At 54.0% G+C, this 26,040-nt stretch carries 20 protein-coding genes; 15 read left to right on the top strand and 5 right to left on the bottom strand.

Annotated elements, in window-relative coordinates:
- Window positions 1-36 precede the first annotated feature (36 nt).
- From PBA01S_RS10940 to PBA01S_RS10925, 4 genes are all read left to right on the top strand, one after another.
- A complete protein-coding gene (locus PBA01S_RS10940; RefSeq protein ID WP_127575983.1) occupies window positions 37-2,106 on the top strand; it encodes a molybdopterin-containing oxidoreductase family protein in 2,070 nt (689 codons plus the stop codon).
- A 157-nt stretch (window positions 2,107-2,263) separates the two neighbouring features.
- The gene (locus PBA01S_RS10935) at window positions 2,264-3,487 is read left to right on the top strand and encodes an MFS transporter (RefSeq protein WP_016314201.1); all 1,224 of its coding nucleotides are present in this window, start codon (window positions 2,264-2,266) and stop codon (window positions 3,485-3,487) included.
- Window positions 3,488-3,508: 21 nt separating this feature from the next.
- A complete protein-coding gene (locus PBA01S_RS10930; protein WP_084770905.1) occupies window positions 3,509-4,000 on the top strand; it encodes a GNAT family N-acetyltransferase in 492 nt (163 codons plus the stop codon).
- A 115-nt stretch (window positions 4,001-4,115) separates the two neighbouring features.
- Window positions 4,116-5,888, top strand: coding sequence for a glutamine--tRNA ligase/YqeY domain fusion protein (locus PBA01S_RS10925; RefSeq protein ID WP_127575982.1), 1,773 nt, complete (start codon window positions 4,116-4,118; stop codon window positions 5,886-5,888).
- A gap of 81 nt (window positions 5,889-5,969) precedes the next feature.
- Here PBA01S_RS10925 and PBA01S_RS10920 read toward each other — a convergent pair whose 3' ends face one another.
- Both PBA01S_RS10920 and PBA01S_RS10915 read right to left on the bottom strand, forming a co-directional pair.
- On the bottom strand, window positions 5,970-6,947 hold the full coding sequence (locus PBA01S_RS10920; RefSeq protein WP_127575981.1) for a LacI family DNA-binding transcriptional regulator: 978 nt from the start codon (window positions 6,945-6,947) through the stop codon (window positions 5,970-5,972).
- Window positions 6,948-7,128: 181 nt separating this feature from the next.
- Window positions 7,129-8,352: an MFS transporter gene (locus PBA01S_RS10915; RefSeq protein WP_085278142.1), complete on the bottom strand. Its 1,224-nt coding sequence runs from the start codon at window positions 8,350-8,352 to the stop codon at window positions 7,129-7,131.
- Between the two features lie 132 nt (window positions 8,353-8,484).
- On the opposite strand from PBA01S_RS10915, the gene mobA reads away from it, so the two are divergent.
- Window positions 8,485-9,168 (top strand): molybdenum cofactor guanylyltransferase, encoded by a 684-nt coding sequence (gene mobA / locus PBA01S_RS10910; protein ID WP_127575980.1) that lies wholly within the window; start codon window positions 8,485-8,487, stop codon window positions 9,166-9,168.
- On the opposite strand, the gene moaA is transcribed toward mobA, so the two are convergent.
- Window positions 9,165-10,172 (bottom strand): GTP 3',8-cyclase MoaA, encoded by a 1,008-nt coding sequence (gene moaA, locus PBA01S_RS10905; RefSeq protein ID WP_127575979.1) that lies wholly within the window; start codon window positions 10,170-10,172, stop codon window positions 9,165-9,167. The two genes, mobA and moaA, sit on opposite strands and share 4 nt — an antisense overlap.
- A gap of 314 nt (window positions 10,173-10,486) precedes the next feature.
- On the opposite strand from moaA, the gene PBA01S_RS10900 reads away from it, so the two are divergent.
- A complete protein-coding gene (locus PBA01S_RS10900; protein ID WP_127575978.1) occupies window positions 10,487-11,182 on the top strand; it encodes a TorD/DmsD family molecular chaperone in 696 nt (231 codons plus the stop codon).
- A 374-nt stretch (window positions 11,183-11,556) separates the two neighbouring features.
- Here PBA01S_RS10900 and PBA01S_RS10895 read toward each other — a convergent pair whose 3' ends face one another.
- On the bottom strand, window positions 11,557-14,850 hold the full coding sequence (locus PBA01S_RS10895) for an efflux RND transporter permease subunit (protein ID WP_127575977.1): 3,294 nt from the start codon (window positions 14,848-14,850) through the stop codon (window positions 11,557-11,559).
- 44 nt (window positions 14,851-14,894) lie between these two features.
- The gene (locus PBA01S_RS10890) at window positions 14,895-15,800 is read right to left on the bottom strand and encodes a TetR/AcrR family transcriptional regulator (protein WP_051417018.1); all 906 of its coding nucleotides are present in this window, start codon (window positions 15,798-15,800) and stop codon (window positions 14,895-14,897) included.
- 190 nt (window positions 15,801-15,990) lie between these two features.
- Here PBA01S_RS10890 and cls point away from each other — a divergent pair, with 190 nt between their 5' ends.
- From cls to prfA, 9 genes are all read left to right on the top strand, one after another.
- Complete coding sequence (gene cls, locus PBA01S_RS10885; protein ID WP_028539311.1) at window positions 15,991-17,502, top strand: cardiolipin synthase; 1,512 nt, start codon at window positions 15,991-15,993, stop codon at window positions 17,500-17,502.
- A 47-nt stretch (window positions 17,503-17,549) separates the two neighbouring features.
- Window positions 17,550-18,578 (top strand): type 2 isopentenyl-diphosphate Delta-isomerase, encoded by a 1,029-nt coding sequence (fni, locus tag PBA01S_RS10880; protein ID WP_127575976.1) that lies wholly within the window; start codon window positions 17,550-17,552, stop codon window positions 18,576-18,578.
- 653 nt (window positions 18,579-19,231) lie between these two features.
- The gene (locus PBA01S_RS10875; protein ID WP_255315340.1) at window positions 19,232-19,792 is read left to right on the top strand and encodes an ECF-type riboflavin transporter substrate-binding protein; all 561 of its coding nucleotides are present in this window, start codon (window positions 19,232-19,234) and stop codon (window positions 19,790-19,792) included.
- Window positions 19,793-19,807: 15 nt separating this feature from the next.
- On the top strand, window positions 19,808-21,658 hold the full coding sequence (locus tag PBA01S_RS10870; RefSeq protein WP_127575974.1) for an ABC transporter ATP-binding protein: 1,851 nt from the start codon (window positions 19,808-19,810) through the stop codon (window positions 21,656-21,658).
- Complete coding sequence (locus tag PBA01S_RS10865) at window positions 21,655-22,485, top strand: energy-coupling factor transporter transmembrane component T family protein (protein WP_127575973.1); 831 nt, start codon at window positions 21,655-21,657, stop codon at window positions 22,483-22,485. Before PBA01S_RS10870 ends, PBA01S_RS10865 begins: the two co-directional genes overlap by 4 nt.
- Window positions 22,486-22,578: 93 nt before the next feature.
- The gene (gene ychF / locus PBA01S_RS10860) at window positions 22,579-23,679 is read left to right on the top strand and encodes a redox-regulated ATPase YchF (RefSeq protein ID WP_016314186.1); all 1,101 of its coding nucleotides are present in this window, start codon (window positions 22,579-22,581) and stop codon (window positions 23,677-23,679) included.
- Between the two features lie 247 nt (window positions 23,680-23,926).
- The gene (locus tag PBA01S_RS10855) at window positions 23,927-24,271 is read left to right on the top strand and encodes a TM2 domain-containing protein (protein WP_028539305.1); all 345 of its coding nucleotides are present in this window, start codon (window positions 23,927-23,929) and stop codon (window positions 24,269-24,271) included.
- A gap of 2 nt (window positions 24,272-24,273) precedes the next feature.
- Window positions 24,274-24,741: a TM2 domain-containing protein gene (locus PBA01S_RS10850; RefSeq protein WP_127575971.1), complete on the top strand. Its 468-nt coding sequence runs from the start codon at window positions 24,274-24,276 to the stop codon at window positions 24,739-24,741.
- 216 nt (window positions 24,742-24,957) lie between these two features.
- Window positions 24,958-26,025, top strand: coding sequence for a peptide chain release factor 1 (gene prfA / locus PBA01S_RS10845; protein ID WP_016314183.1), 1,068 nt, complete (start codon window positions 24,958-24,960; stop codon window positions 26,023-26,025).
- Window positions 26,026-26,040: the final 15 nt, after the last annotated feature.

Genomic DNA, 26,040 nt, shown 5'->3' with positions numbered 1-26,040 from the left:
ATTCTTACAATAGGCTACAGACAGGAGGGGTGGAACATGATCCATGAACCTAACGGGGTGTTTCCTGCGGTGTGTCCGCTGGATTGTCCCGATACATGCGGCTTACTGCTTCATAAAGAGAATGGGAAAATCGTCAAGGTGACGGGCAATCCCGATCACCCGATTACGCAAGGCGCGATCTGCAATAAGGTCCGCAATATGGCGGAGCGGGTCTACCATCCCGAACGAGTGCTGTATCCCCTGAAACGCGTTGGACGCAAAGGGGAAGGGAAGTTTGAACGCATCACCTGGGATGAAGCGATCCAAGAGATCGCGGATCGTTATAAGGGATTGATCCGGGAGTATGGGTCAGAGTCGATCCTGCCGTATAGTTTTTACGCCAATATGGGGATCTTGAGCGTTGATGGAATGGATCGGCGGTTCTTTAATCGTTTGGGCGCGACGCGGCTGCAACAAGGCATTTGCAATTCCGCGGGTAATGCGGGATGGAGATATACGATGGGATTCGGCGGCGGGACGAGCCCGGAGGAGACGGTCAAGGCGAAGCTGATCATCGTGTGGGGCGGCAATCTCGTCAGCACGAATATGCACCAGATTGCCCTGATCGAGAAAGCCCGCAAACAAGGCGCCCAGCTCGTCGTCATCGACGTGCACCGCAACCGGACAGGACAGCGGGCCGACTGGTTCATTCCGCTGTATCCGGGTACGGATGCAGCCCTGGCGCTCGGTATGATGCACGTGCTGTTCGAACGCGGCCTGGTGAACGAAGCGTTCTTGGAACGCTATACGGTTGGTCATGCCGAGCTGCGTGAGCACGTGAAGCAGTACACGCCGGAGCATGTGGCGGCGATCACCGGCGTACCGGCCGAGTCGATCATTAAGCTGGCCGTTCTGTACGGCGAAACTTCGCCCGCCTACATTCATATTGGCAACGGCCTGCAGCATCACGACAATGGCGGGATGACGGTCCGCACGATTAGCTGCCTGCCGGCGTTAACCGGCCAATGGCTAGTGCCGGGCGGCGGCGCCTTCAAGTCCAACGGCGCTTACGGCAAAATGAACGCGACGGCGCTTGAGCGTCCTGATCTGCGGCCCAACCCGGGCGCGCGTACGGTCAGCATGAACCAGCTGGGCGACGTCTTGTTGACCCTGGATCCGCCGATCCGCGCTTTGTACGTTTATTGCTCCAATCCGGCGGTGGTTGCCCCGGATACAGGGAAGGTGGAGCAAGGTCTTCTCCGAGAAGACCTGTTCACCGTGGTGCATGATCTCTTTTTGACAGATACGACAAAATATGCCGATATTGTGCTGCCGGCGACGTCTTCTTTTGAGAATACAGACTTGTACGGTTCGTATTGGCATCATTACATTCAGCTTCAAGAGCCGGTGATCGCTCCTCAGGGAGAAAGCAAAAGCAACGTCGAGACGTTTAAGCTGTTGGCGGCTGCGATGGGCTTTGACGACGATGCGTTCCGCGATACGGAAGAGGATATGATCCGGCAGGCTTTGGATTTCAAGCATAATCCGTATCTGGAAGGCGTGACGCTGGAGAAACTGAAGGAGCAACGGTTCGTGAAGCTGAACATGGAACCGCAGCAAACCTGGCTCGACCATTTGCCGACTCCGTCGCGGAAGATCGAGCTGTACTCCGCCACAATGGAGCGGGCAGGCTTGCCGCCGTTGCCAACGTATGTGCCGTTGGTGGAAGGCTATGATGGAGAGCGCCGTCCCGGCAAGGACACGCCGTATCCGCTGATGTTCATCTCTCCGCCAAACCACAACTTCCTCAACTCGACGTTTGGGAATGTCGAGAAGCTGAAGGCGCTGGAGAAAGGCCCGGTGCTGCAAATTCATCCGGAGGATGCCGCTGCACGCGGGATTGCCGATGGGGACGAAGTTACGGTGTGGAATGATCGCGGCAGTTATGACGTTACGGCGTCCGTCACCGACAAGATGCTGCCGGGCACAGTCGTCAGCCAAGGGCTGTGGTGGCAGCAGGAGGACGGGAAGCGCACGCGCGCCAACGCCTTAACTCCAGACCGGATAGCCGATATGGGCGGAGGCGCAGTGTTCTTCTCCACTGTGGTGGATGTCAAGCGCCGCTAGAAATATACTTGCCTGAGTCACGCTTTTAGGCGATACTAATATAATCTGGGCGTAATACAAGCAAGATTTGCCGATCCATCTGAATCAAGAGTGGGGGCCCTGGTGGCCCTCCTTTTTTTGTATATACACAATTGTTGCAGCAAAAGGGGGAATCACGATGAGATGGCTGCAGGCTTATCCGCGGGAAGTCAAGGTATTTTTGATCGCAAGCTTGATCAGTTCGGCGGGCGGTTCATTGATGTGGCCTTTGGTCACGATGTTTGTGTTTAAGGTACTGGGGCGGACTGTGACGGATGCCGGCCTGGTCATTCTCGTCATGTCTGTCGGAGGGATTGCCGGTCAGCTGCTGGGCGGAGCGCTGTACCATCGCCTAGGCGTCAAGCGCCTGATCGTGGGCGGTCTTGCTTTGACCTCCCTCTTCCTGATTCTGCTGCCCTACGGAAGCGGGAACTGGCATCTGTTTATGCTGCTGATGCTGCTGGTTGGTTTCTTTAATGCCACGACGATGCCGGCCATTCAAGCGTTTATCGGTTTTCGGTTTGCCGAGCAACGCGGGGAGCTGTTTAATGTCATTTATGTAGCGAACAATATTGGTGTGGCGTTGGGGACGGCCATCAGCGGGTTTTTGGCGCAGATCTCGTATGATCTCAGTTTTATTTTGAATGGACTCACTTCGGCGGGGTTTGCCTTATTTTTTTGGTTTTATTTGAACAAAGTTCAAAAAACGCAAGGCGAGCTGCAAGTACAGAAGCGCAAAAAAACGGTGGAAGGCCAAAGCGTCTGGACGCTGCTTCGCTGGTATCCCGTTTACCTGTTTATGGGCGTGGGATCGTTTTTCCTCTGGCTGGGGAACTGTATCTGGAATAACGGCGTATCGCCGTATATCATCTCCCAAGGCATGCCGGAGTGGAATTACAGTATTCTCTGGACGCTGAACGGGTTATTGATTTTTGTGGGACAACCTTTTACTTTATGGATAAAGCGGACCTTTGCCGGCTCCCCGCAGGCCCAAATGACGGCAAGTGCCATCTTCTACATGTTGGGTTACGCTACAATCTTGAGCTTCCATACGTACCCGAGTATGGTCGGGGCCATGGTGCTCACCACCTTCGGTGAAATGCTGATCTCTCCGGCAATCCCGTCGTTTATCTCGGATCGAACCGGGAAGGCGGCGCCGTTCTACCTCGGTTTGGTTGGCGGGATGGGGGCGGCTGGCCGCGTTGCTGGACCTTATGCCATGGGCATGCTGTTTGACTGGAATGGACTTACGCCGGTTGCTTGGTTGGCTGTGGGCATTGCAGCGCTGTCGGTGCTCTCCTTCTTGGTACATGCTGCTATGAACCGGGAGAGTCGTCCGCAGCTGCCGGGTCTGGCGGAGTGAGCAGGAGAAAGGATGAAGTTCATGAATCAACGTGAAATTTGGACGCGTCTATCGGAAATGCGTGATGCGGCCGCATTGATGGAAATCGACAAGGTCACTTGGGATTATAACAATACGCCAGCGGAAAAAATGGAATGGGAGTCGAGAGAGCAATATTTGCAGAGCTGCCCGCCGGGAAGTCAGATCGTGGCCGGGATAGGCGAGGAGATCTGCGGTTATATCGGCTTTAAGCCGCCGACCCCGCTGCCCAGCAATCAACATGTGCTTGAGCTGAACATTGCGATTCATCCGAAGTACCAGCGGCAGGGCGTGGGGCGAGTGCTGATGGATGCCTTGCTGAAGTTCGCAGCTGAGTGGGGCGTACGCAAGCTGTCGTTACGTGTATTGGGCAGCAACCCGGGGGCTATTGCTTTTTACAAAAGCTGCGGATTCGTGGAACAGGGCCGTCTTGTGGAAGAATTTCTGATTAACGGAACGTATGTGGACGATATATTAATGTGGAGAAAGGTTTAGCTGCTGAAGTGCTGATCCCGGCGCAGAGCGCAAAGCGTCTGATAGTACTTAAGGCATTGAACTATTCTAAAGATATCGGTATATTTAGAAGAAGAAATTTCGGGGAAGAACTCGAATGGAAAGGTTGATACCCGTGGAGAATAATTTAACCCCTCCCAATTTTATTAAAAATATCATTTCGGAAGATTTGAAATCCGGCAAGGTGAAAACCGTAGTGACGCGGTTCCCGCCAGAACCGAACGGTTACCTGCATATCGGACACGCCAAAGCGATCTGGATCAACTTCGCGTTAGCGGATGAGTTCGGCGGACGGACTAACCTGCGGTTTGACGACACCAACCCGGTGAAAGAAGATGTAGAGTACGTTAACTCGATCAAGGAAGACGTGAAATGGCTGGGCTTCGAGTGGGAAGAGCTGCATTTTGCGTCCGATTATTTTGAAGAGATGTACAATCGTGCTGTGCTGCTGATCAAGAAAGGCAAAGCCTACGTGGATGATCTGAGCGCCGACCAAATCCGCGAGATGCGCGGGACGCTCACTGAGCCGGGGAAAAACAGCCCTTACCGCGACCGCTCGGTTGAGGAAAACCTTGACCTGTTCGAACGGATGCGGAAAGGTGAGTTCAAGGATGGGGAAAAGGTGCTGCGGGCGAAGATCGATATGGCCTCGCCGAACATCAACCTGCGGGACCCGGTCATTTACCGGATCGTGCATGCGACCCATCATAACACCGGCGATAAATGGTGTATTTATCCGATGTACACCTTTGCTCATCCGTTGGAGGATGCCATCGAAGGCGTAACGCATTCCTTATGCTCGACTGAGTTTGAGGATCAACGTCCGTTCTATGACTGGACGATCGCCGAAACGGAAATGCCGCACGTATCTCACCAATACGAATTTGGCCGGTTGAATTTGACGCAAACGGTAACCAGCAAGCGGAAGCTGAAAAAGCTGGTGGATGAAGGCATTGTTGACGGTTGGGACGATCCGCGGATGCCAACGATTTCTGGTCTGCGCCGCCGCGGCTATACACCGGAAGCGATCAAAGCGTTCGTCTACGAAACCGGGATTTCTAAAAACTTCGGGAACGTGGATCCGAAAATGCTGGAGCATTTTATCCGTGAGGATTTGAAATTGAAAGCTCCGCGCACGATGGCGGTGCTCGACCCGCTGAAGGTCGTGATCACCAACTATCCGGAAGGGCAAATCGAATGGCTGGATGCGGAGAACAATCCTGAAAATCCGGACATGGGCAACCGTAAAATCCCGTTCTCGCGGGAGATTTACATCGAACGTGATGACTTCATGGAGAATCCGCCGAGCAAATATTTCCGTTTGTTCCCGGGGAACGAAGTCCGTCTGAAACATGCCTACTTCGTGAAATGCAACGATGTCATTAAGGATGCGGACGGCAACGTAGTGGAAATCCACTGCACGTATGATCCGGAAACGAAGAGCGGCACCGGCTTTACCGGCCGTAAAGTGAAGGGCACCATCCACTGGGTGGAGGCGACTCAGGCGGTTCCTGCCGAGTTCCGGTTGTACGAACCGCTGATTCTGGAAGAGGAAGCGGAGAAGACGGCGGACGTGGCGTTAGAGGAACCGGTTGAAGGCCTGGTTGATGATGTGACAGTCGATGCTGCTGCAGAACCGACTGTCGAAGCTGCCGAGGAGAAATCGTTCCTTGATCTGATCAACCCGAACTCGCTGACGATTGCGCATGGTTTCGTGGAGCCAAACATGAAGGATGCGAAGCCGCAAGATAAATTCCAATTCTTCCGGCACGGTTATTTCAACGTCGATACGAAATATTCGAAGCCGGGGCAACCGGTGTTTAACCGCATCGTGTCGCTGAAAAGCTCGTTCCAATTGCCTAAGGCCTAAGTAAGCTATAAGCGGCACACAGAACTTTGCGTGCAAAAAGGAGCCTTGCAGATCTCTGCAGGCTCCTTATTTTTGGTGGTTTCACACTGAGCTGCGCTCGATAAACTGAAAGCGAAGCTCCTCCGAGACGGGCTGGTCCTCGCCGCCGACGATGTGCCCGTGAACGATAGAAAACGCCCGTTCTCCCATCTCCGACAATCGATTGTCGATCGTCGTGATCCCCAGCAAGCCGGCGATCGGCTGGTTATCGAAGCCGATGACGGCGAAATCGCCCGGCACCTCGATCCCGCGGAGGCGTGCGGAGAGGATAAACCCGGCGGCAACTTGGTCGCCGGTGATGAGCAAGGCATCCGGACGCTCCTTCATCGCGAGCAGCCGATCCAGCAACGCCGCACCATCCTCCCAATCCAGATAGCCGTCCAGCACCCAATCCTCCCGGGCTTGCCCGCCCAAGGCCGCCAGGGTATCGGTGTAAGCCTTCAGACGGCTGCGGCTGCTGGGGCTGTTCCGGCGGTGGATGGTAAACGCGATGCGGCGTTTCCCTTTTTTCCAGAGATAATGGATCGCGGTTTGAAAGCTGGCATAATGATCGATATAAATCGAGGAGAGGTTGCGGCCGCTCACCCGCTCGCACAATGCGATGGGACCGTAGTCGGCAAAGGATTCGATATCCCGAAGGGACAGCGCCCGCGAACAGATGATCAATCCGTCCATCCGCTTGTTGCGAAGCATCTCCAGTACCTTCCGTTCCTCATTCGGGCGGTAGCCGGTCTGGCATAGCATCAGCTGGTAGTTGCTATGTAGCGCCAGCTTGGCGATTCCGTCCATGATCCTGGCGAAATAATAATGGTTGATGTTCGGCAGAATCACGCCGATGGTCTGCGTCATTCCTTTGATCAAATGGACCGCGTTCATGTTCCGCGAATAGTTGAGTCGGCGAATCGCCTCCTCCACCGCCTCCCGCTTGGCAGAACTGACGTAGGGGTGGCCGTTCAGCACCCGGGACACGGTCGTCACCGAGACGCCGGCGGCTTCCGCAATCTGTTTGATGTTCGGCATGGCCGGGCAGCTCCTTCCTCGCATGTAATCAAAAAAGGATCTTGCTATGGAATGCATTTCATATTTTACAATGGAGATGCAATAAAGAAAACAATGCCTTCCACCGGCGTCACCTCGTTTGGGAGCGAGGGCGTTACGGTATCCGGCATTGTTTTCTTTCGTTTTCGTAAAGGTCGATTCGTTAAGGAACATCCGGTTGATCGTCCATGGCGGGCGAATACCCGTGATGGCGGATTTGATACCACATGGCGGCGAACCCCAACGCACCGATGAGTGTTAAGGCGACGCCGGACCGGTACATCACGACCGGACCGAAATTTTGAAACATCCAGCCGCCCCAGAACCCTGCAATTGCGCTGGCAAGGCCGCTGGCAGCAAAGGTATACACCGCTTGCCCCGCGGATCTCAGCGGCCGCGGCAACAGCAGAGCGATCAGCTTGGTGCCGACGTAGAAGAATCCGCCAAACGTGACGGAGTGCAGCAGTTGAATAAGCATGATGTGCACCGGAAGCGTTGCTTCAGACATCAAATCCCAGCGAATCGCAAACAACAAGCTGACAATCGTGGTGCAAGCGAGTAAATAGGATAATTTTCGCTTGAACAAGCGGTCTAGCAATATAAATGCGAGATATTCAAAAACGGTGGATAAGAACACGGCACCGCCGACCGACAGCCGCGTTCCGCCGAGATCGATCATAAACAAAGGCATAAAGATCGTGTTGATGGCATTCGGGATGGCTACCAGCAGGCTAAAGAGGACAAACACCACCAGGTACTTGTTCTTTAGCGCCAGGCGCAGCTCCCGGCCCTTCAGCCATGGGGTTTGGGACGCTTGACGAATGGTAGGCAACAACAAGGTTGCTCCGATCGCCAGCATCAATGTCACACTAAACAGCAGCGAGCTTCCTTCATGACCGACGGCATCGATGATCGGTCCGGCAGCCAGCGCGATGAACGTCCAACCCAGCGAACCCCATATGCGGTAGGTTCTAAATTGGTCCGGCGTTTCTGCAAGATAGCCAAGGGTCAAGGTATTGTTCTGCGAGAGCAGCGGGCTTAAGAAAAAATAAAGCAAAATCATCGTTACGTACAACATCGAAAAGGTCGTCACCTTAAATACGAGATGACCCATGATCAGTAAGCCCAGCATCATAACTAACAGGATGGCACGTGGATTCTGCCTTTGGTCGCCCAGGGATTTCCAGAACGGGTGGGCCACCAATGAAATGAGGGGGCCGACGGCCATCAGGCTGCCGATCTCCAGCTTGTCCATCCCGATGTCCTGCAAATATAATTGAAAAAAGGCAGTGAAAATGACCAAAGTTCCGTAAATCAAAAAGTTAAGCAGACCTAGCGGCAACAACGAAAAGGACGAATATGGTCTTTTGTCCTGCAAACGAGCCATTCCTTTCTATCCGGGTCCATATGGTCACAGCGGGAAGCTTGTGACTATGATCCCAATGTAACACACAGGTGAAAGGGGATACAAACCAAGTTTTTTTGGTTTTACCATAATTTATGCATTGGGGGAAAACTGATGAACATTACCGCCATCATTTTAGCCGGCGGAAGATCCAGCCGGATGGGCAGCAACAAAGCGCTGCTTGAACTTGGCGGCTTGACGGTACTGGAACGATTGATTCGAGAGCTGGAGCCGATAGCTTCGAGAATCGTGATCGCTGGGGGAGAAAGGGCGGCCTATGAACGGTTTGGCCAAGAAGTCGTGACGGACCGTTATCCGGGGGCCGGTCCGCTGGCTGGGCTGCATGCCGGGTTGGAGAGCTCGACAACCCGCTGGAGCCTCGCGGTCGCTTGTGATACGCCGTTCGCGAATCGCGGCCTGTTCCGCGCTCTGCTGGAGCGCGCAGAGGCTGCGGAGGAAGCGGCGGCCCGGGCGGTTGACCGGGCAAGCGACCTCGCGGCAGGCGCCTCGGGCGGCTTCGCACCGACCGAGGCGATTTTGGCCCGCACGCAGGAGCGGGCCCATCCGCTGCTGGCGGCCTATCGGCGCAGCGTGCTTCCAGGCTTGGAAGCGCGGTTGCGGGAAGGCCGCCTCAAGATGACGGCTTGGACCGAGACGCTGTGCACCGAATATATCGAAGGGGAGGCCCTCGCCAATGCTTCGGGCCTCCCCTTGGAGTGGTGCACGTTTAATATGAACAAGCCGGAGGACTATGAGCTGGCCCGATCTTGGTTAGAATCGGGCCGCTCAGAGGGTTAACCGCCGATCTGTGACATTCGGCGGGCGGTTGGCGTATGGCTTTGTTGCTTGCGCTCCAAAGCCAACGCCATTTCATGGTTCTTCGGCTTGGCTCCCAGCGCCTTCAGGAACAGGGAGCGGATGCCTTCATGGTTACCGGCTGCGGCATAGGGACGCACATGCAGCTCATCCGACCAATACAGGCAGGCTTTGATATGTCCATCCGCGGTCAAGCGCAGCCGGTTACAGCTGTCGCAGAAATGGTCGCTGACCGGATGGATCAGCCCAAACGTTCCGGCGGCACCCGCCACGCGGCGGCTTTCGGCAGGGCCGTTACCGCGAGGACCTTCGACGCCTTCCACTTCCCAGCCCGCTTCTCGGCATACGTCTTCTACGGCCGTCAGAGGCAGGTAAGTTTGACGCCAGGTGTCGCTGGCACTGCCGATCGGCATATATTCGATAAAACGAACATGCAGCGGCCGATCCAACGTTAATGCGATAAAATCGCGGATTTCATCCTCATTTATCCCTTTCATCAGGACCACGTTGAGCTTAATCGGCTCAAAACCGACCTCAATAGCGGCCTGAATGCCTTCCAGCACCTTCTCCACCTCACCGCCGCGGGTAATCATCGCGAAGCGGTCCTGACGCAGTGAATCGAGACTGATGTTCACTCGGTTTAATCCCGCTTGCTTCAGCAGCTCGGCTTTTTTCGCCAGAAACATGCCGTTTGTCGTTAGTGCAATATCTTCAATGCCTGGAATGCGGGAGAGCATGGCAACAAGTTGTTCTAAATCTTTGCGCACCAGCGGTTCGCCGCCGGTTAGCCGAATTTTGCGGAGGCCCATCGGAGCAAGCGCCGAAACAGTCTCGGCAATTTCTTCGTAGCTCATGATTTCCTCGTGCGGTTGAAATACCATTCCTTCGGCGGGCATGCAATAGACGCAGCGCAAATTGCATCGATCCGTGACGGAGATGCGCAGGTAGTCATGTTTTCGCCCAAAAGGATCAAGCAACTGCTCCATGTGTACGCCTCCTTTTCTCTTCAGGTGTTTCAAATTTAATATATATTCTTCTAGGGGTCAATGCGTTGACACACACTGTTCAAGTATATTCTGTGTCGGACAACGATACAATGGAAGTAAAGTGTAAAAAAGATCACATAAAAGCGCTTACATTTAGAGGTATAATATTGGTGAGCGATACGTGATCCCCCTTAATCATGTGTCGGTATATGCTTTCGAGATGATTTCCCGCATGGTGAAGGGAGTCATCTTTTTTTTAACTCATGGCAGGGCAAGATTAAACCACGATGTCGTTTTGAGGGAGATGAATTTGGATGGCAATGCTGTTCAAACCTTTGGTCTATACGCAGGAGCAGGTGGAGTGGCTGGAAACTCGCGGGATGGTGTATCAATTATTAATGGACTTTCTAAGCCGTCCGCCGCGGATGTCCTTGATTGCTCATTGGCGTCGTAAGGTCGCGCAGTACCCGAAGGCAGGGGCCAGTAGGGGAGGACGCCGGCTGATGGCCTATCTGGAGAGCATTCCTGAAGCGAAGTTTCGCAGTGTCTGCCATCAAGAAGCGAAGGAGTACGAGCGTTTGTTTTCGGGGCGGGAGGCGGTCATTCCGTCTTGTGAAAGCTTGTTCCGCAGTCGCCGAGAAGGTGGCGGCGCGATGGCTTGTATTGCCGAAGTCCGCCAATTATATATGGATAATGCGATTGTATTTAATATGTTAAACGGCGAGCGCGACGACCATATTGCACTAGAGCTGGAGTTTATGGCTGTGCTCGCGGAAGGCATGCTGGCGAAGGCCAACCTGCAGCAAAGCTGCCTGGCGCTAGCGGACGTGCAGATCCGCTTCCTGGAGGAGCATTTGTTAAAATGGGCGCAGCCGTTTGCCCAGGAGCTCATGCAAGCTACGGAAAGTCCGCTCTTTATCGGACTGGCTGAGATGCTGGATGAGTTTCTGGTCAAAGATTTGGCACAGCTTCGCGCTTGGCGGGAAAGTCAGCAGCCGGTGATGGAATAGATCGCCAAAGGACCTCAACCTTCGCTGGATCGGCGGGATGGGGTCCTTTTTGATGTTCTTCAGGTTTTCTGTGCGAGGGCTAACGAGAGGACGAACGAGAGATCTAACGCTTGCCACACGTCTTATTGGGGCCAAAAACGCCATGTAGAAATTCTAACGCTTATGACAGTGCTTATTCACCCATGTTGTGGCCAAAAACGGTGGTTATGACCGCAATAGCGTTGCTCATCGTCGTTAGAATTTTAAATGACTCCAAATTGCTCAAATAACGTTTGTCATCAGCGTTAGAGCCAACCGTGCGATGAGGTGCAGCCATCAATGGGCAAAAAAAGACGACGCAGGATAGTAATCCTTACGTCGTCTTGAGTATTGATTTAATCCAGTTCCTTGGCCGACAGATCGCGACGGCGGAACTTCATCAGAAATTCGTAGACGATTGGCACGATGACCAGCGTGAGCAGCGTCGAGCTGATCAAGCCGCCGATAACGGTGATGCCAAGGCCGCGCGAGATAATCCCTGCGCTGCGCTCCCAGCCGAAGACCAGCGGCAACAGTGCGCCGATCGTTGCTAAGGCGGTCATCAGGATCGGACGAAGCCGGGTAGCGCCCGCTTCAAGCAAGGCTTCGCGAGTGGACAAGCCTTCGCGTTCCTTATGGATAACGCGGTCGATCAAGACAATTGCGTTGGTCACGACGATCCCGATGAGCATGAGCACGCCCATCAATGCCGAGACGTTTAAGGTCTCTCCACCGATCAGCAGGCCTAACATGGCGCCGATTACGATAAATGGCAGGGAGAAGAGAATCGTAAATGGAGCCAAGCCTCCGCCAAAGGTAACGACGAGTACAAAATAGACGATGGCGATGGCTGCCAACATGGCCAGTCCGAGTTGGCCAAACGTATCGTTGATCTGTTCGGTCACGCCGCCGAATTTAACGGTCACGCCGTCCGGCAGATCCAGCTTGTCGATTTTCTCCTGCAAGCTGTTCGACGCCTTTTGTACGTCGGTGGAGGTGATTTTTGCGCTGACTTCAACGACCATCTTCCCGTCGATCCGCATGATGGAATCCGGGGAGGTGCCTTTTTCTACCTTCGCTACGTCCTTGATGGGGACTTGAATGCCGAGCGGCGAAGTCAACGTTGCATTTTCGATATCGGTAATGCTGTTATAGGTCTCGTTGTCAGCTTCAATATACACATTGTATTTCTTGCCTTCGATGGCGACCTCGGTCAGAACTGGACGCTCTCGAACCGGGCTTAGCTTCATCGCCAGTTGGCCTGGCGTTAAGCCGAGGGAGCTTAGCTTCTGTTGATCCGCAACCAGGGTGTACTGCTCATAGGTTTTGGACAGGCTGGTGTCGCCCTTTTCAAAGTTCTTCGTATCCTCTTGAATCAGGGAGAGGATTTGATCTGATACCGGCTTGATCTGCTCCAACTCGTCCCCAAACACATTCACGCTTAACGTGCTGCCGCCCAGACCGCCGGTCATCAGCTCGGACATATCGCTCCATTCCCCCTTCGGAAGCTCGGTCCGCAGGCCTTCGATGAGCTTTTCTTTTACATCGTTAAATTGTTTGGTATCCGGATCGTAGGCGATATAGAACAAAGCCGAGTTTGAGGACCCCATCCCCAGCGGATTGTCGCCACCAACGGAATATTGCATTCGATCGACGTTCGGTTGCTTCAGGATGTATTTCTCCACTTGCAGCATATCCTTCTCCACATCTTCCAGTCGAGCTCCAGGTTCCGGAGAGTAGGTAACCATCACATATTTATCCTCTTGTTCCGGCAGGAAGCTGACGCCGACCAGCGGGTACAGGAACAAGCTGCCGATCAGCAGGATTACTGCAAGTCCAAAGGTGATCAGCTTATGGGACAGCGACCATTCCAGAATACGGCGATAGCCGCGGGCCATGCCTTTGGGCTTCTCATCGTGATCATGTTTCTTGCTGAGACCTTTGCGGAACAGCGTATGCGCCAGCGCCGGTACGAGGGTGATAGCAACCAGCAGCGATGCCAGCAGCGAGAAGACCATCGTGAGCGCAAACGGCTGGAACAGCTCCCCGACCATCCCGCTGACAAAAGCGAGCGGCAGGAACACGGCGATCGTGACGATCGTCGAGGACATAATCGGGATGAACATCTCCCGTGTTGCTTCGATGATCAGCTTGCTGCCCTTCAGCTTCTCGCCTGTCAGGGACAAGCGCCGATAAATATTCTCGATAACGACGATGGAGTCGTCGACGACGCGGCCGATGGCAACCGTCATGGCACCCAGCGTCATCATATTCAGTGTAATATCCATCTGCTTCAACGCCAAAATGGCGATCAGCAAGGACAACGGGATCGAGATAATGGAAATGATCGTCGAGCGAATGTTACGCAGGAAGATCAGGATGATCAACACGGCAAACAAAGCGCCAAACAATGCTTTGGACAGCATCGTGTTCACCGAGTCGGTGATCGGCTGACCTTGGTCCAGCAGGACCGTAAAGTTGATATGGTCGTACTGCTTGCCCAGCTCTTTGGCGGCTTCCTTGACTTCGTTCACGACGTCAACGGTGTTGGCATCATTGGATTTAACGATTTGAATACCAATCGATTCCTCCCCGTTGGTCCGGGAGATGGATTCGGCTTTGCCCACCGTCTCGATGTCAGCGATGTCGCCAAGTTTGACCGTCGGAAGGCCGGTTGGAACAGCTCCCAGAGCGCCTCCGGCGTTAGGGCCGGCTGTCGCACTTGCACCGCCCTCAGCACCTGCACCGCCCTCAGCACCTGCACCGCCAGCAGCTCCCGCGTTGCCAGCACCGCTAGTTGCACCACTAGCCGCGCCTGCCGCTGCGCCAGCGCCACTAGCCGCATCTATACCCCCAGCAGCATTGGCGCCTGCCGCGCTGTTGCCCGCTGCGCTAGCAGAGCTTGGTACGATCGGAATCGCTAAGTTTTTCAAATCATCTACGGTGGTAATGTTGCCGTCCACAACGACCGCCTTCTCGGATTCCTCCAGACTGAACAACCCCAGCGGCACGCGAAGCGCGGAGCCTTGCACGATTCCTTTGACGGTATCTTCCGTCAGACCCAGTTCCTTCAGCTTGGCTTCGTTGAACTTCAAACTAACCTCACGGACAAACTGACCCGCGATTTGCACCGAAGCAACGCCGTCCAAATCCTCGAGTACAGGTTTAATGTCGTTCTCCGTAATTCGAGTCAAATCCTCGAGACTGCCGGATTCCTTATCCGACAAACTAAGGGAAACGACCGGCATAGAGTTTAGACTAAACCGGGTGATCTGCGGCTTCTGGGCATCCTCCGGAAGCTGCACATCGTTTAATGCCTCGCGAACCGCTGCGGTGGCATTATCCAAGTTCGTATCGTAATCAAATTCAATGATGAGCGAAGCAGCGTTCTCCATCGAAGTGGAGGTTATGGTCTTAACGCCGTCAACATTATGCAGCCGCGTCTCCAGCGGCTTGGTAATCTCCTCGACTACGCCTTCCGGAGCAGCGCCCGGATAGACCGCAGTTACGCTAAGGTAGGGTACGTTAATGTTTGGAATGGTCTCCTGCTTCATCGTCAGACCGCTGTACAATCCCATGGCAGTCACGATCACGGTCAGAAGCCAGATCGCGAACTTATTACGCAGGGAAAACTGGATGATACTCTTCATATACGGGTTTCTGCTCCTCTCTTTCTATAGGTAACAAACTTCTTTTAAATATGCTGGATATATGCCTGCAGCAGTTGCTTTAATTCAGCAGAATGCGCAGCCAGTTCCGGGACGGCAGCTAAATTGGCTAGCATGCCTTTGATAATCGCGCGGCGCGGACGAAGTTCCAGAATTTCACGCTCCAAAATTTGCAGCGTCTCCAGCGCCTCCTGATGCCTGTCTGCGTCAGTGATGGCGCCAAGGTGATCGCGAAGCCGTTTGACTGCGATGATCGGATGTTGCTGCAAATCCAGGCTGCCTGGGGCCCCTTCGGTCATCAGCCGCAACGCCTCTTCGGAAATCAACGGCTCAGGACGGTTGCATAACTGATGCTCGGCTGCTAGATCAAGCAGGTCCATCAAGTGGTTTGCCATTTGATCCGGCGAGGCCGAAACATGGGGCTCGAACAGCAATCGGATGTACATGCCAACCATACCGTAAGCGATCGTTAACAGATCCCCTGTGTACGGTTCGATTTTCGGCCCATAGATCGCCTCCAGCTTGTTCTTCCCATGCTGTAACAACTTGGCGTTGTGTGCTTTAACCGAGGCAGGTTCTTTGTAGGGCGTACCGTTTTTGTGCCAATCCTGAAACTGCATAATCAAGAATTCGCGCAGCTCAAGCACCAGTTCGAGCATGACGATGATTTGACGGCGCAATTTCTCTTTAGGTGTCAATCCTTGCTGGAGCTCCACCTGCATCAAATGGTCAAGCAGCATCTGGTAACAGTAGTCGAACAAGCTCTGCTCCAGTTCCTCCTTCGATTTAAAGTGAAGGTAGAGACTGCCCTTGGACATCCCGCAAGCTTCGGCGATCTCCTGCATCGACGTGGCAGATGCACCCTTGGCCGAAAACAGCTGCATGGCCGCACGTAAAATCAGCTTCTTCTTGTCGATGGATGGATGAGACAAATAATTACTGAACCCCCTTCCTCTGACTCACGGGTTCTCATTCTGACTTAATGGTCATTTCGATTATAGTATAAAGCCCAGGCGGATACAAATGAGCGTATGTACATTTTTCCACACACCAGTAGGAAGAATTCGAGCGTTCATGTAGAATATAATCACATGCATCAATAGGTAAAGAGGGAGTAGTAAGATGAGACGGGGACTTCAAATCATTCTTATCGCCGCAATATTATTTGCTTTCTATTATTTCGGATTTGGCGTCTTCGGTAAATTTGGGGGTACGCTCGTTAGTATCTTCCAAACGCTGACCGTCATTACGATCGGCTTTGCCATTTTTATGGAGAACCGCAATCCTTCCAGCACGGTGGCCTGGATTCTCGTACTTGCTTTGCTGCCGGTTGTGGGGCTGGTGCTCTATTTTCTGCTGGGTCAAAATTACTTCAAGCGGCGTAAATTCGATAAAAAAGCGGAGCAAGATCGCCTTAGCTATGAGCGGATCGATCGCAGCGCTCGCCCGTTGCCTCGGGATTTGTCGCAGTTTACTCCCAATCAACAGCGCTTGCTGCATCTGTCCCAGCGGCTGGCTCGCACGCCATTCTCCATGGCAACCCGCACGTACGTGTTGACCAACGGGGAAGAGACATTTACGAACCTGCTGCGAGAGCTGAAGAAAGCCCAGCATCATATCCATATGGAATACTATATCTACCGTGCGGACGATATCGGACGGGAAATTCAGAAAACGCTTATAGAAAAGGCACGGGCCGGGGTTGAGGTCCGTTTTATGTTTGACGCGGTAGGCAGCATTGGCTTGCCCAAATCGTTTACCGCAGAACTGCGCGCGGCTGGAGTAAAGGTGGGGATCTACGGGCCGATGCGTTTTTTGTCTTTATCGAGCCGAGTCAATTACCGTAACCACCGCAAGATCGTGGTGATCGACGGCAATACTGGATTTATCGGCGGTCTCAACGTCGGCGACGAATATTTGAGCCGCAGCAAGACGTATGGCTTCTGGCGAGATACGCACATGCTGGTGAAAGGGGAGGCGGTCCGGTCGCTGCAGATTATTTTTCTGCAAGACTGGCAGTACGTCACCGGGGAGAAAATTATGGATCTCGCCTATTTGTCTCCGGAACTGGAACAGGGCTGCAGCGGCGCGGTACAGATCGTGCCAAGCGGGCCTGACAACGAAAGTCGGACGCTCAAAAACATCTTCTTTGCCATGATCACCTCGGCGAAGAAGTCGGTATGGCTGGCGACGCCGTATTTTATTCCGGATGAGGATATCCTGACTGCGCTGCGCGTGGCCGGCTTATCGGGGATTGACGTGCGGATCCTGTTCCCGGCGAGGCCGGATAAATGGTTACCGTTCTTGGCTTCCCATTCGTATTTCCCTTCTTTGCTGGAGGTCGGGGTGAAAATTTTCGAGTACGAAAAAGGCTTCCTGCACTCCAAGCTGCTGATCGTTGACGGGGAAGTGGCCACGGTCGGAACCGCGAACATGGATATGCGCAGCTTCCATTTGAATTTTGAAGTGAACGCACTCCTCGTGCAAAACGAGAGTGTCGCTAAGGTCGTCAACAATTTCGAACGCGATCTTCTGTCGGCGAAGCTGATCGACAAGGACGAATTTATGAATAAGAAGAAAATCCCGGTACGTCTCGCGGAATCCGCGGCCCGGCTATTATCTCCGCTGTTATAACAGGGTTAGAACCTTGTAGATGATGCGGAAAAAGGAGAGTGTACAGCATGGAACCCACATCGGAACGCAAAACCGAGCATATCCGGCTCTGTCTGGAGGAGCAAGTGAATGCGGAGGGCATCCTGAACGGATTTGAAAAATACCGCTTTCGCCATAACGCCCTGCCCGAGCTGGATTTCGCCGAGATCAGCCTCAAGACGACGTTTCTTGGCGTATCGCTGCGAACGCCGTTCTTGATCAGCTCGATGACCGGCGGCAGCCGGTTGGCCGGCGAGATCAATATGCGCCTGGCGGAAGCGGCGGAGCGGCGCGGTTGGGCCATGGGCGTCGGCTCGGTCCGGGCCGCCGTGGAGCGGGACGAGCTGGCGCCTACGTTCGCGGTGCGGCGGTTTGCGCCGAGCATACCGATCATCGCCAACTTAGGCGCGGTGCAGCTCAACTACGGCTATGGACCGGACGATTGCAAGCGGGCGGTGGAGATCGCCGGAGCGGACATGCTGGTGCTGCATCTGAACAGCCTGCAGGAGGTGTTCCAGCCGGAGGGAGATACGAACTTCGGCGGGCTGCTGCGGCGGATCGAGGAGGTATGCCGAGAGCTGCCGATTCCCGTTGGCGTCAAGGAGGTCGGCTGGGGCATCGACGGCGTGACGGCAAAACGCCTGCGTGAAGCAGGCGTCGCCTTCGTCGACGTCGCGGGCGCCGGCGGCACCTCGTGGAGCCAGGTCGAGAAGTTCCGCGGCAGCGATCCTGTGCGCCGCGCGGCTGCGGAGGCATTCGCGGATTGGGGCATCCCAACCGCCGAATGCCTCCGCGAAGTGCGGGCGGCGGTGCCCGACGCCGCCCTGATTGGCAGCGGCGGCCTGAACACCGGCGTGGACGCGGCCAAAGCGCTGGCGCTTGGCGCGGACCTGGCCGGGTTCGGCCGAGCGCTGCTCGAACCGGCCGTGCGGTCGGAGGCACAGCTGGACGCGCTGCTTGAGCGCGTTGAGCTGGAGCTCCGCACAGCCATGTTCGGCATCGGCGCCGGGAGCATTCCGGCGCTGAAGAACACATCGCGGCTCGTGCGCCGCGAGTAGCGGGGGGCGCACCGCATCCTTGATTTGAAGAAAGGGATGTTGGCCGTTCCCCTTGCCGTTTTTAAGGCATTATCCCGCTAATTCAGGTATCCCTTTCATTCAGTTCGGCAGGGAAGGGGGATTCGAATTCCTTTCGGTGGTGTTCACTTTGGGCCTTTGATCCTTTGAGCCTTTTTTTCCTTATGGGGCACCTTTTAGGGGGGGCTTTACGGGATTATCCCTTTTTGTCAGGGAGCTAGGATGGTAGGGTAGGGATATCTGCAACTGGGGACTAGGTTTAAACCTGGAGATCAGCTTCTTGAGATAATCATCTGGGGATGAGTCTTGGGGTGAAACTTGGGATGATTCGCTTCTGATGCTCTCTGTGATCAGCGCTCCCTGCAGCCTGAAGTTGTAGCTCCTCCCTGGCTGATTCAGCGGGATAATGGTGAGAGGACGCCGGCTCAAATAAGTGCGCTTGCGATAATTCCAACCAATTTAGTAAGAATTTTATTGCAATCGGGCGGAATCCCGATTATATTGAAGAAAACACCGGTCTGCGTGGACGGCAACCTGACCTCTTCTTCGATAAGAACCGGCAACCGGTAAAATACATAACGACTTCAAACCTGTGTTCATTACACGGCTTTGATGTTAAAGAGAGGGAGATGGATATGAAACCTTCATTGTGGAAGTGGAGCACGAGAACGGTGGTGACCATCGGGATTGGGGCTGCGCTCTATGGAGCGACCAGCTGGATTGGCATCCCGATTGCCCCGGATACGCAGCTTCGGCCGGCGATCGCTTTGTTGGCGATTTTTGGTGCATTGTTTGGACCGGTGGTTGGTTTTATCGCCGGATTTATCGGACATGTGATTAACGACTTGATTACCAGCGGCACCGTTTGGTGGGGTTGGGCACTTGGCTCCGGCATTACGTCGGCGTTCATGGGCCTGATTTATTTGGCGAAGGACTTCAACGCTCAGGAAGGGCAAATGAAGAAGAACCACGTGGCCTGGTTTGTGGTGTATGGAATTGTGGGGATTTTCGCTTCTCTGGCGTTTTCCGGGTATTTTGATATTCTCGTGATGGGGGAACCCAACGATAAAATTTTGGTGCAGGTTGTTTCCGCAGGGCTGGCCAACCTAGCCGTGTTTCTCATTCTGGGATTACCGGCGGTGCTGGCTTATGTGAGACGCAACCGCAGCAACTCGAATTTAAGCGTGGATAGATAGGAGTTTACTGAACAAATGCAGCCAGTCATCTCTTTCCGACATTTCAGTTTTCGGTACAAAAATCAAAGCGAACCTACGCTGAAAAACATCCACTTAGAGATCGCACGCGGGGAGAAAATATGGATCGCCGGCCCCAGCGGCTCCGGCAAGTCAACGTTAGCCCATTGTATCAATGGGCTAATTCCCTTTTCTTACGGCGGTGAAGTTTCGGGGCAGCTGCTGTTGGAAGGTCAGGATGCTTCGGCGATGACGATCTTTGAGCGCAGTCGTCGGGTCGGCACGATCCTGCAAAATCCGGATGCCCAGTTCGTTGGTCAGACGGTTGGCGAGGATGTAGCGTTCCAACTGGAAAATGAGGCGACTCCGCAGGATGTGATGAAGGAAGCTGTGTTTTCGGCGCTGGATGTGGTGGGTATGCGAGCCTTTGAAGCCCGGGGCCCGCATGAGCTCTCCGGCGGGCAGAAACAGCAGGTATCGCTGGCCGGCGTACTGTCGACGCAAGCGGATATCTTGCTGTTTGACGAGCCGCTGGCGAATTTGGACCCTGCCAGCGGGGCCAGGGCGATGCGGTTAATTGACGAGATTCACCGCAACCAAGGAAAAACGGTGATTCTGATCGAGCATCGCGTCGAGGATGTGCTGCTGGAGCATATCGATCGCGTCGTTGTCATGAACGAAGGAGAGATCGCCGCGATTGGCACGCCGGATGAGCTGCTTGCTGCAGGGATCCTCCCTCAGTATGGCCTGCGCCAGCCGCTCTACTTGGATGCGCTCTCGCATGCGGGGCTGTCGTTGTCCAACTTCACCGACTTGACTGACCCGGCTGCATTACGACTCCAAGAACCTGTTGGGATCCCGGATGGTGCAGGGGGAGGGAACGGACAGGGCGGCAGTGAACGGATGAAGGATAACGATGCGAAGATCACGGATGATGGCGATGGTCACCGGATTCAGGATGATCGCGAGCGGACGGGGGCAAGTGAGCTCCAACTGCGGGAGCGGCTTGAGACCTGGGCCGCTTCGGTTCCGCCGGTTGTACGGAGCAGCGCCGGAGAGCCGCTGCTTGAGCTGCGGGGCGTGTCGTTTGCCTATGAGCCGGGGACGAATGCAGTAGAGGACGTTTCGCTGACCGTCCGCGCTGGTGAGACGGTGGCTCTGCTTGGCAGCAACGGGGCAGGCAAATCGACGCTGTCGGGGTTGATCACCGGCTTGCTTAAGCCGAGCAGGGGTGAGATCCTGCTGTCGGGTGAGGTGATCAACGGCTGGTCGATTCGCCGACGCGGCGAAGCGATCGGCTATGTGATGCAGCACCCGCATCACATGCTGACCCAGCATATCGTGCGGGATGAGGTTCGCATTGGCCTCGCGGCACGCGGTGTGCCCGAAAGCGAACGAGATCAGCGAGCGGATGAGGCGCTGCGGATTTGCGGGTTGTACCCGTACCGCAACTGGCCGGTTTCTGCGCTGAGCTTCGGGCAGAAGAAAAGGCTGAGCATCGCAGCCATCTTGGCACTTCAGCCGCAACTCATGATTTTGGACGAGCCGACGGCGGGACAGGATTATCGGCATTATACCGAATTTATGGAATTTATCGCCCAGCTGGCTGCGGAGGGAATGGCTTTTCTGTTTATCACGCACGATATGCATTTGGCCTTGGAATATGCGGATCGGGCAGCGGTAATGGCAGGAGGTCGAATTATCGCAGAAGATACGGTGGCGCAGATTCTCGCCGATGGAGATCTTACCGCTAGAGCGAACCTGCGGGAGACGAGTCTGGCCCGCTTTGCGAAGGCTCAGGGGCTTACCTCGCCTTCGCGCTTTGTGGAAGCCTTTATCGCAGCGGATAAGAAGGTGAAACGAGCATGAACCAATCGAACGGATTGTACGTTGCTGGGGAATCTTTTTTTCATCGGATGGACGCCGCTGTCAAGCTGATCCTGCTCCTGACCTGGACGGTCGTGACTTTCCTGTTCATGGATTTGCGCGTATTTGCCATCATGTTGGCCGGCGGGGTTACGATGCTGCTGCTCGCTCGGGTTCCCTTCCGAAAAATGGCGCTGTTATTTTGGGCACTGATGGTTTTTACTGTGATTAACAGCATTTTTATTTTGCTGATTACGCCTCGCTTCGGAACGACGCTGACCGGAAGTGACACGCCGATCATCCCGCTGGGTTATGATACGATTAATGCAGAAACGTTGTTCTACGTGTTGACGCTATCACTGAAATATCTGACGCTGTTGCCGATCACGCTGCTGTTTATTTTTACGACGCATCCCAGTCGTTTCGCCGCCAGCCTTAACAAGCTAGGTGTGCCTTACAAACTGGCTTATGCGGTTAGCATTGCTTTTCGCTACATTCCCGATCTGACGAAGGAATTCCGCACGATTCTCAATGCGCTGCAGATGCGCGGGCTGGGTATCTCTCGCGGCGACGGTACGCTGTTGCAGCGGGCGCGCAATGTAACACAGGCGGTTGTGCCGCTGCTGCAATCCTCGCTGCAACGGATCGAGTCGGTTTCCGATGCCATGGACCTGCGCGGGTTCGGCACCAGGCCGCAGCGAACCTGGTACATGGGCACCGTCATGAAGGGGAGCGATAAACTGATCGCACTGCTATGCGTCGTGTTGCTGGCGACCGGGGTAGGTTTGAAGCAAAGCTTGCTTCAAGGCTTTTGGTATCCGTTTGGATAGATGATACACCAATCTCCTTGAAATATTCCCGGCGTATCGTTACTATGGTTGAAGGAAGTTGAGCAATTACACGAATGAGGAGTTGTCAATGATATGGCTTTGAAAGCAGGCATTGTGGGTTTGCCGAACGTGGGGAAGTCCACACTGTTTAACGCGATAACCCAAGCGGGGGCGGAATCCGCCAACTATCCGTTTTGTACGATCGATCCAAACGTTGGCGTCGTGGAAGTGCCGGACGAGCGGCTCGACAAGCTGACGGAACTGGTGGTTCCGAATCGGACGGTTCCGACGGCTTTTGAATTTGTTGATATCGCCGGGTTGGTCCGCGGTGCGAGCAAAGGGGAGGGACTTGGCAACAAGTTCTTGGCCCATATCCGCGAGGTGGACGCGATCGTTCACGTTGTTCGCTGCTTCGAGGACGAGAACATTACACATGTGGACGGCAAAATTAACCCGATCAGCGACATCCAAACGATCAACCTGGAATTGATCCTGGCCGACCTGGAGAGCGTGGAGAAACGGATCGAACGCGCCAAGAAAAATATGAAGGGCGGCAACAAGCAATACGCCCAAGAAGTTGAAGTTCTGGAACGGATCAAGGAGGCGTTATATAACGATCAGCCGGCGCGCAGCGTAGAGCTGACGGACGATGAGAAGCTGATCGTGCGCGATCTGCACCTTCTGACGTTGAAGCCGGTGCTGTATGCGGCTAACGTGAGCGAAGATGGCGTCAGCGATGCGGACAACAATCCTTTCGTACAGCAGGTCAAAGAATTTGCTGCGGCTGAAGGTGCCGAAGTCGTTCCGATCAGCGCCAAGGTGGAGGCGGAGATCGCGGAGCTGGAAGGCGAAGACAAGAAGATGTTCCTGGAGGAGCTGGGCCTGAACGCTTCCGGCTTGGATCGCTTAATCCAGGCAGCATACCGTCTACTGGGCTTGTATACGTATTTCACGGCCGGGGTTCAAGAAGTTCGCGCCTGGACGATTCGCAAAGGTACGAAAGCCCCGCAAGCTGCCGGCGTCATTCACTCCGACTTCGAACGCGGTTTTATCCGTGCAGAGGTTGTGTCTTATGAAGACCTCGTTGCTGCCGGTTCGATGAATGCAGCGCGCGAACGCGGCCAACTGCGGTTGGAAGGAAAAGATTACGTCGTTCAAGACGGCGACATTATGCATTTCCGTTTTAACGTTTAATTTCATTCCGAGTAACAGCGAAGCAACACTGCCTTAGGGGCGCAGCATGGATGTGAACCCTGGGGCAGTTTTTTATTTGCATTTTTTTACTTTCGAATAGAAAGTGTTCGGAGAAGTGTGCACAGTATACCTTTATCATAGAAAATATACATATGGGAGAAATTTGCGTTGTTTTCATAGATTCGAGTTTGTATACTTAATTCAAGTTTGATTCATTCTTACATCTAGGGGGAGTTTCGTCATGAGTATGGATTATGCCTTGCACCGCAAGTCCCAGTTGGATACCCGGGAATTGCTGTTGCTGGAATCCGAGGTGAAAAATCAGGGAAAAAACATGTTTGTAGCATACATTCTGTGGTATTTCCTTGGGATTGTTGGAGGACATCGTTTTTACATGAAGAAAATCGGAACGGCCGTGACCCAGTTGATCTTGTCCCTGACCGTGGTTGGGCTGATTGTAACCGGGATCTGGTGGATCGTGGATGCTTTCCTGGTACATACTTGGGTGAAACAGCATAACGCTGAGGTGGAGAACCGGATTATTGACCGAATTTTCTATGACCGCGGCAGATCTCCGGAGTTTCCGATTTAAATATGTGGACCAAAAGCGATCTGACCACGAGTGAGCTGCTGCTTTTGAATTCGGAGATGAATAAGCGCGAAAAATCGCTGGGTCTGGCGTATCTGATGCTGCTGGCCGGTCATTTGGGCGTGCATCGTTTCTATTTGAAGCGCATCGCCAGCGGGGTGATCCAGCTGTGTTTATTCGTTCTGGCGATTGGACTTTATTTTGTGTTTGCGATTGCGACGGCGATTGAAAGCGTGGATTCGCCCGATACGAGCTATTCGCTGTTTTTGCTTATCCCTGTCATCCTCTTTGGATTGGCGCTGACCGTGTGGGTTATTGTCGATGCTTGCTTGCTGCCTGGCATCGTCCGGAATTGGAACGCAAAGCTGGAGCAGTCGCTGATCGAACAAATCGCTGCCCTTCGCTCGCCGGCAGGCTTTACGAAGCCCGGCGCGGATGGGTTAGGGGAGGGCAGCCGCCCGCTTGACATCTAGGAAGCGGCGTTTCATCCATTTCATGAAAAGGCGCCTTTGCGGCGTCTTTTTTTGAGGGGAAATTGGAAGCAGGAAGTTAGAGGTCTGGGCGAAGGTGATCTAGCCAAAACATGACCTCCATGATATAATAAAAAGTCGTCTATCCCTGAAATAATAATCAGCGGATAAGCGGTTTTTTATAGGATCTTGTGATCGAATGAAGAGAGGTGATATCCCTTGTTGGACCGACTACAATCCTTGGCTGACCGTTACGAGAAGTTAAGTGAACTGCTCTGCGATCCAGACGTAGCGAACGACTCGAAACGACTGCGGGATTACTCCAAAGAACAATCGGATTTACAGCCGGCTTATGAGGCGTACACCGAATATAAGAATGTAATCGGAGAGCTGGAAGCGGCCAAAGCGATGCAGGCCGAGAAGCTGGATGATGAAATGCGCGAAATGGTCAAGATGGAAATCGAGGAACTGACCGCGCGCCAGCAGGCTTTGGAAGAGAAAATTCGCATTTTGTTGCTGCCAAAGGACCCGAATGACGATAAAAACGTAATCGTAGAAATTCGCGGCGCGGCCGGAGGAGACGAGGCGGCTCTGTTCGCTGCCGACTTGTACCGGATGTATACGCGGTATGCCGATTCTCAAGGCTGGCGCGTCGAAGTGATGGATATGAATGAAAGCGACCTAGGCGGATTCAAAGAGGTTATCTTTATGATTAACGGCAAGGGCGCATACAGTAAACTGAAATACGAGAGCGGCGCGCATCGCGTGCAGCGTATTCCAGCGACGGAATCCGGCGGACGGATTCATACGTCGACCTCGACGGTTGCCGTGTTGCCGGAAGTTGAGGAAGTGGATATCGAGATTTTGGATAAAGATATCCGGGTCGATACCTTCTGCTCCAGCGGTGCAGGCGGTCAATCGGTTAACACGACCAAATCTGCCGTGCGGGTGACTCATATCCCAACCGGTATCGTGGCTACTTGCCAAGACGGCAAATCGCAGAACTCTAATAAAGAGAAGGCGCTGCAAGTATTGCGTGCCCGCATCTATGATATGAAACGTCAGGAAGAGGAAGCGAAATACGCTGGCGAACGGAAAAGCAAAGTGGGTACCGGGGACCGCAGCGAACGGATTCGGACTTACAACTTCCCGCAAAGCCGGGTGACCGATCACCGGATCGGCTTGACCCTGCATAAGTTGGATCAGGTCATGAACGGCGATCTGGATGAAATCGTATCGGCGTTGACGATTGCCGAGCAAGCTGAACTGATGGAAAAAGGAGAATAACGTGTTGCACAATGA

The sequence above is a fragment of the Paenibacillus barengoltzii NBRC 101215 genome, from assembly GCF_004000745.1.
In the GTDB taxonomy this organism is placed as follows: domain Bacteria; phylum Bacillota; class Bacilli; order Paenibacillales; family Paenibacillaceae; genus Fontibacillus; species Fontibacillus barengoltzii.
Note: the sequence above shows the minus strand (reverse complement) of the source record. Positions and strands in the feature narration are given on the sequence as shown.

Bases quoted from the DNA above. Each gene is read 5' to 3' on its own strand.
- PBA01S_RS10875 (WP_255315340.1), top strand. From the start codon at position 19,232: ATGAAACCTTCATTGTGGAAGTGGAGCACGAGAACGGTGGTGACCATC.
- PBA01S_RS10920 (WP_127575981.1), bottom strand. From the start codon at position 6,947: ATGCCGAACATCAAACAGATTGCGGAAGCCGCCGGCGTCTCGGTGACG.
- fni (WP_127575976.1), top strand. From the start codon at position 17,550: ATGGAACCCACATCGGAACGCAAAACCGAGCATATCCGGCTCTGTCTG.
- PBA01S_RS10935 (WP_016314201.1), top strand. From the start codon at position 2,264: ATGAGATGGCTGCAGGCTTATCCGCGGGAAGTCAAGGTATTTTTGATC.
- PBA01S_RS10900 (WP_127575978.1), top strand. From the start codon at position 10,487: ATGGCAATGCTGTTCAAACCTTTGGTCTATACGCAGGAGCAGGTGGAG.
- PBA01S_RS10925 (WP_127575982.1), top strand. From the start codon at position 4,116: ATGGAAAGGTTGATACCCGTGGAGAATAATTTAACCCCTCCCAATTTT.
- PBA01S_RS10895 (WP_127575977.1), bottom strand. From the start codon at position 14,850: ATGAAGAGTATCATCCAGTTTTCCCTGCGTAATAAGTTCGCGATCTGG.
- ychF (WP_016314186.1), top strand. From the start codon at position 22,579: ATGGCTTTGAAAGCAGGCATTGTGGGTTTGCCGAACGTGGGGAAGTCC.
- PBA01S_RS10865 (WP_127575973.1), top strand. From the start codon at position 21,655: ATGAACCAATCGAACGGATTGTACGTTGCTGGGGAATCTTTTTTTCAT.
- moaA (WP_127575979.1), bottom strand. From the start codon at position 10,172: ATGGAGCAGTTGCTTGATCCTTTTGGGCGAAAACATGACTACCTGCGC.
- PBA01S_RS10915 (WP_085278142.1), bottom strand. From the start codon at position 8,352: ATGGCTCGTTTGCAGGACAAAAGACCATATTCGTCCTTTTCGTTGTTG.
- PBA01S_RS10940 (WP_127575983.1), top strand. From the start codon at position 37: ATGATCCATGAACCTAACGGGGTGTTTCCTGCGGTGTGTCCGCTGGAT.
- cls (WP_028539311.1), top strand. From the start codon at position 15,991: ATGAGACGGGGACTTCAAATCATTCTTATCGCCGCAATATTATTTGCT.
- PBA01S_RS10930 (WP_084770905.1), top strand. From the start codon at position 3,509: ATGAATCAACGTGAAATTTGGACGCGTCTATCGGAAATGCGTGATGCG.
- PBA01S_RS10850 (WP_127575971.1), top strand. From the start codon at position 24,274: ATGTGGACCAAAAGCGATCTGACCACGAGTGAGCTGCTGCTTTTGAAT.
- PBA01S_RS10855 (WP_028539305.1), top strand. From the start codon at position 23,927: ATGGATTATGCCTTGCACCGCAAGTCCCAGTTGGATACCCGGGAATTG.
- PBA01S_RS10870 (WP_127575974.1), top strand. From the start codon at position 19,808: ATGCAGCCAGTCATCTCTTTCCGACATTTCAGTTTTCGGTACAAAAAT.
- mobA (WP_127575980.1), top strand. From the start codon at position 8,485: ATGAACATTACCGCCATCATTTTAGCCGGCGGAAGATCCAGCCGGATG.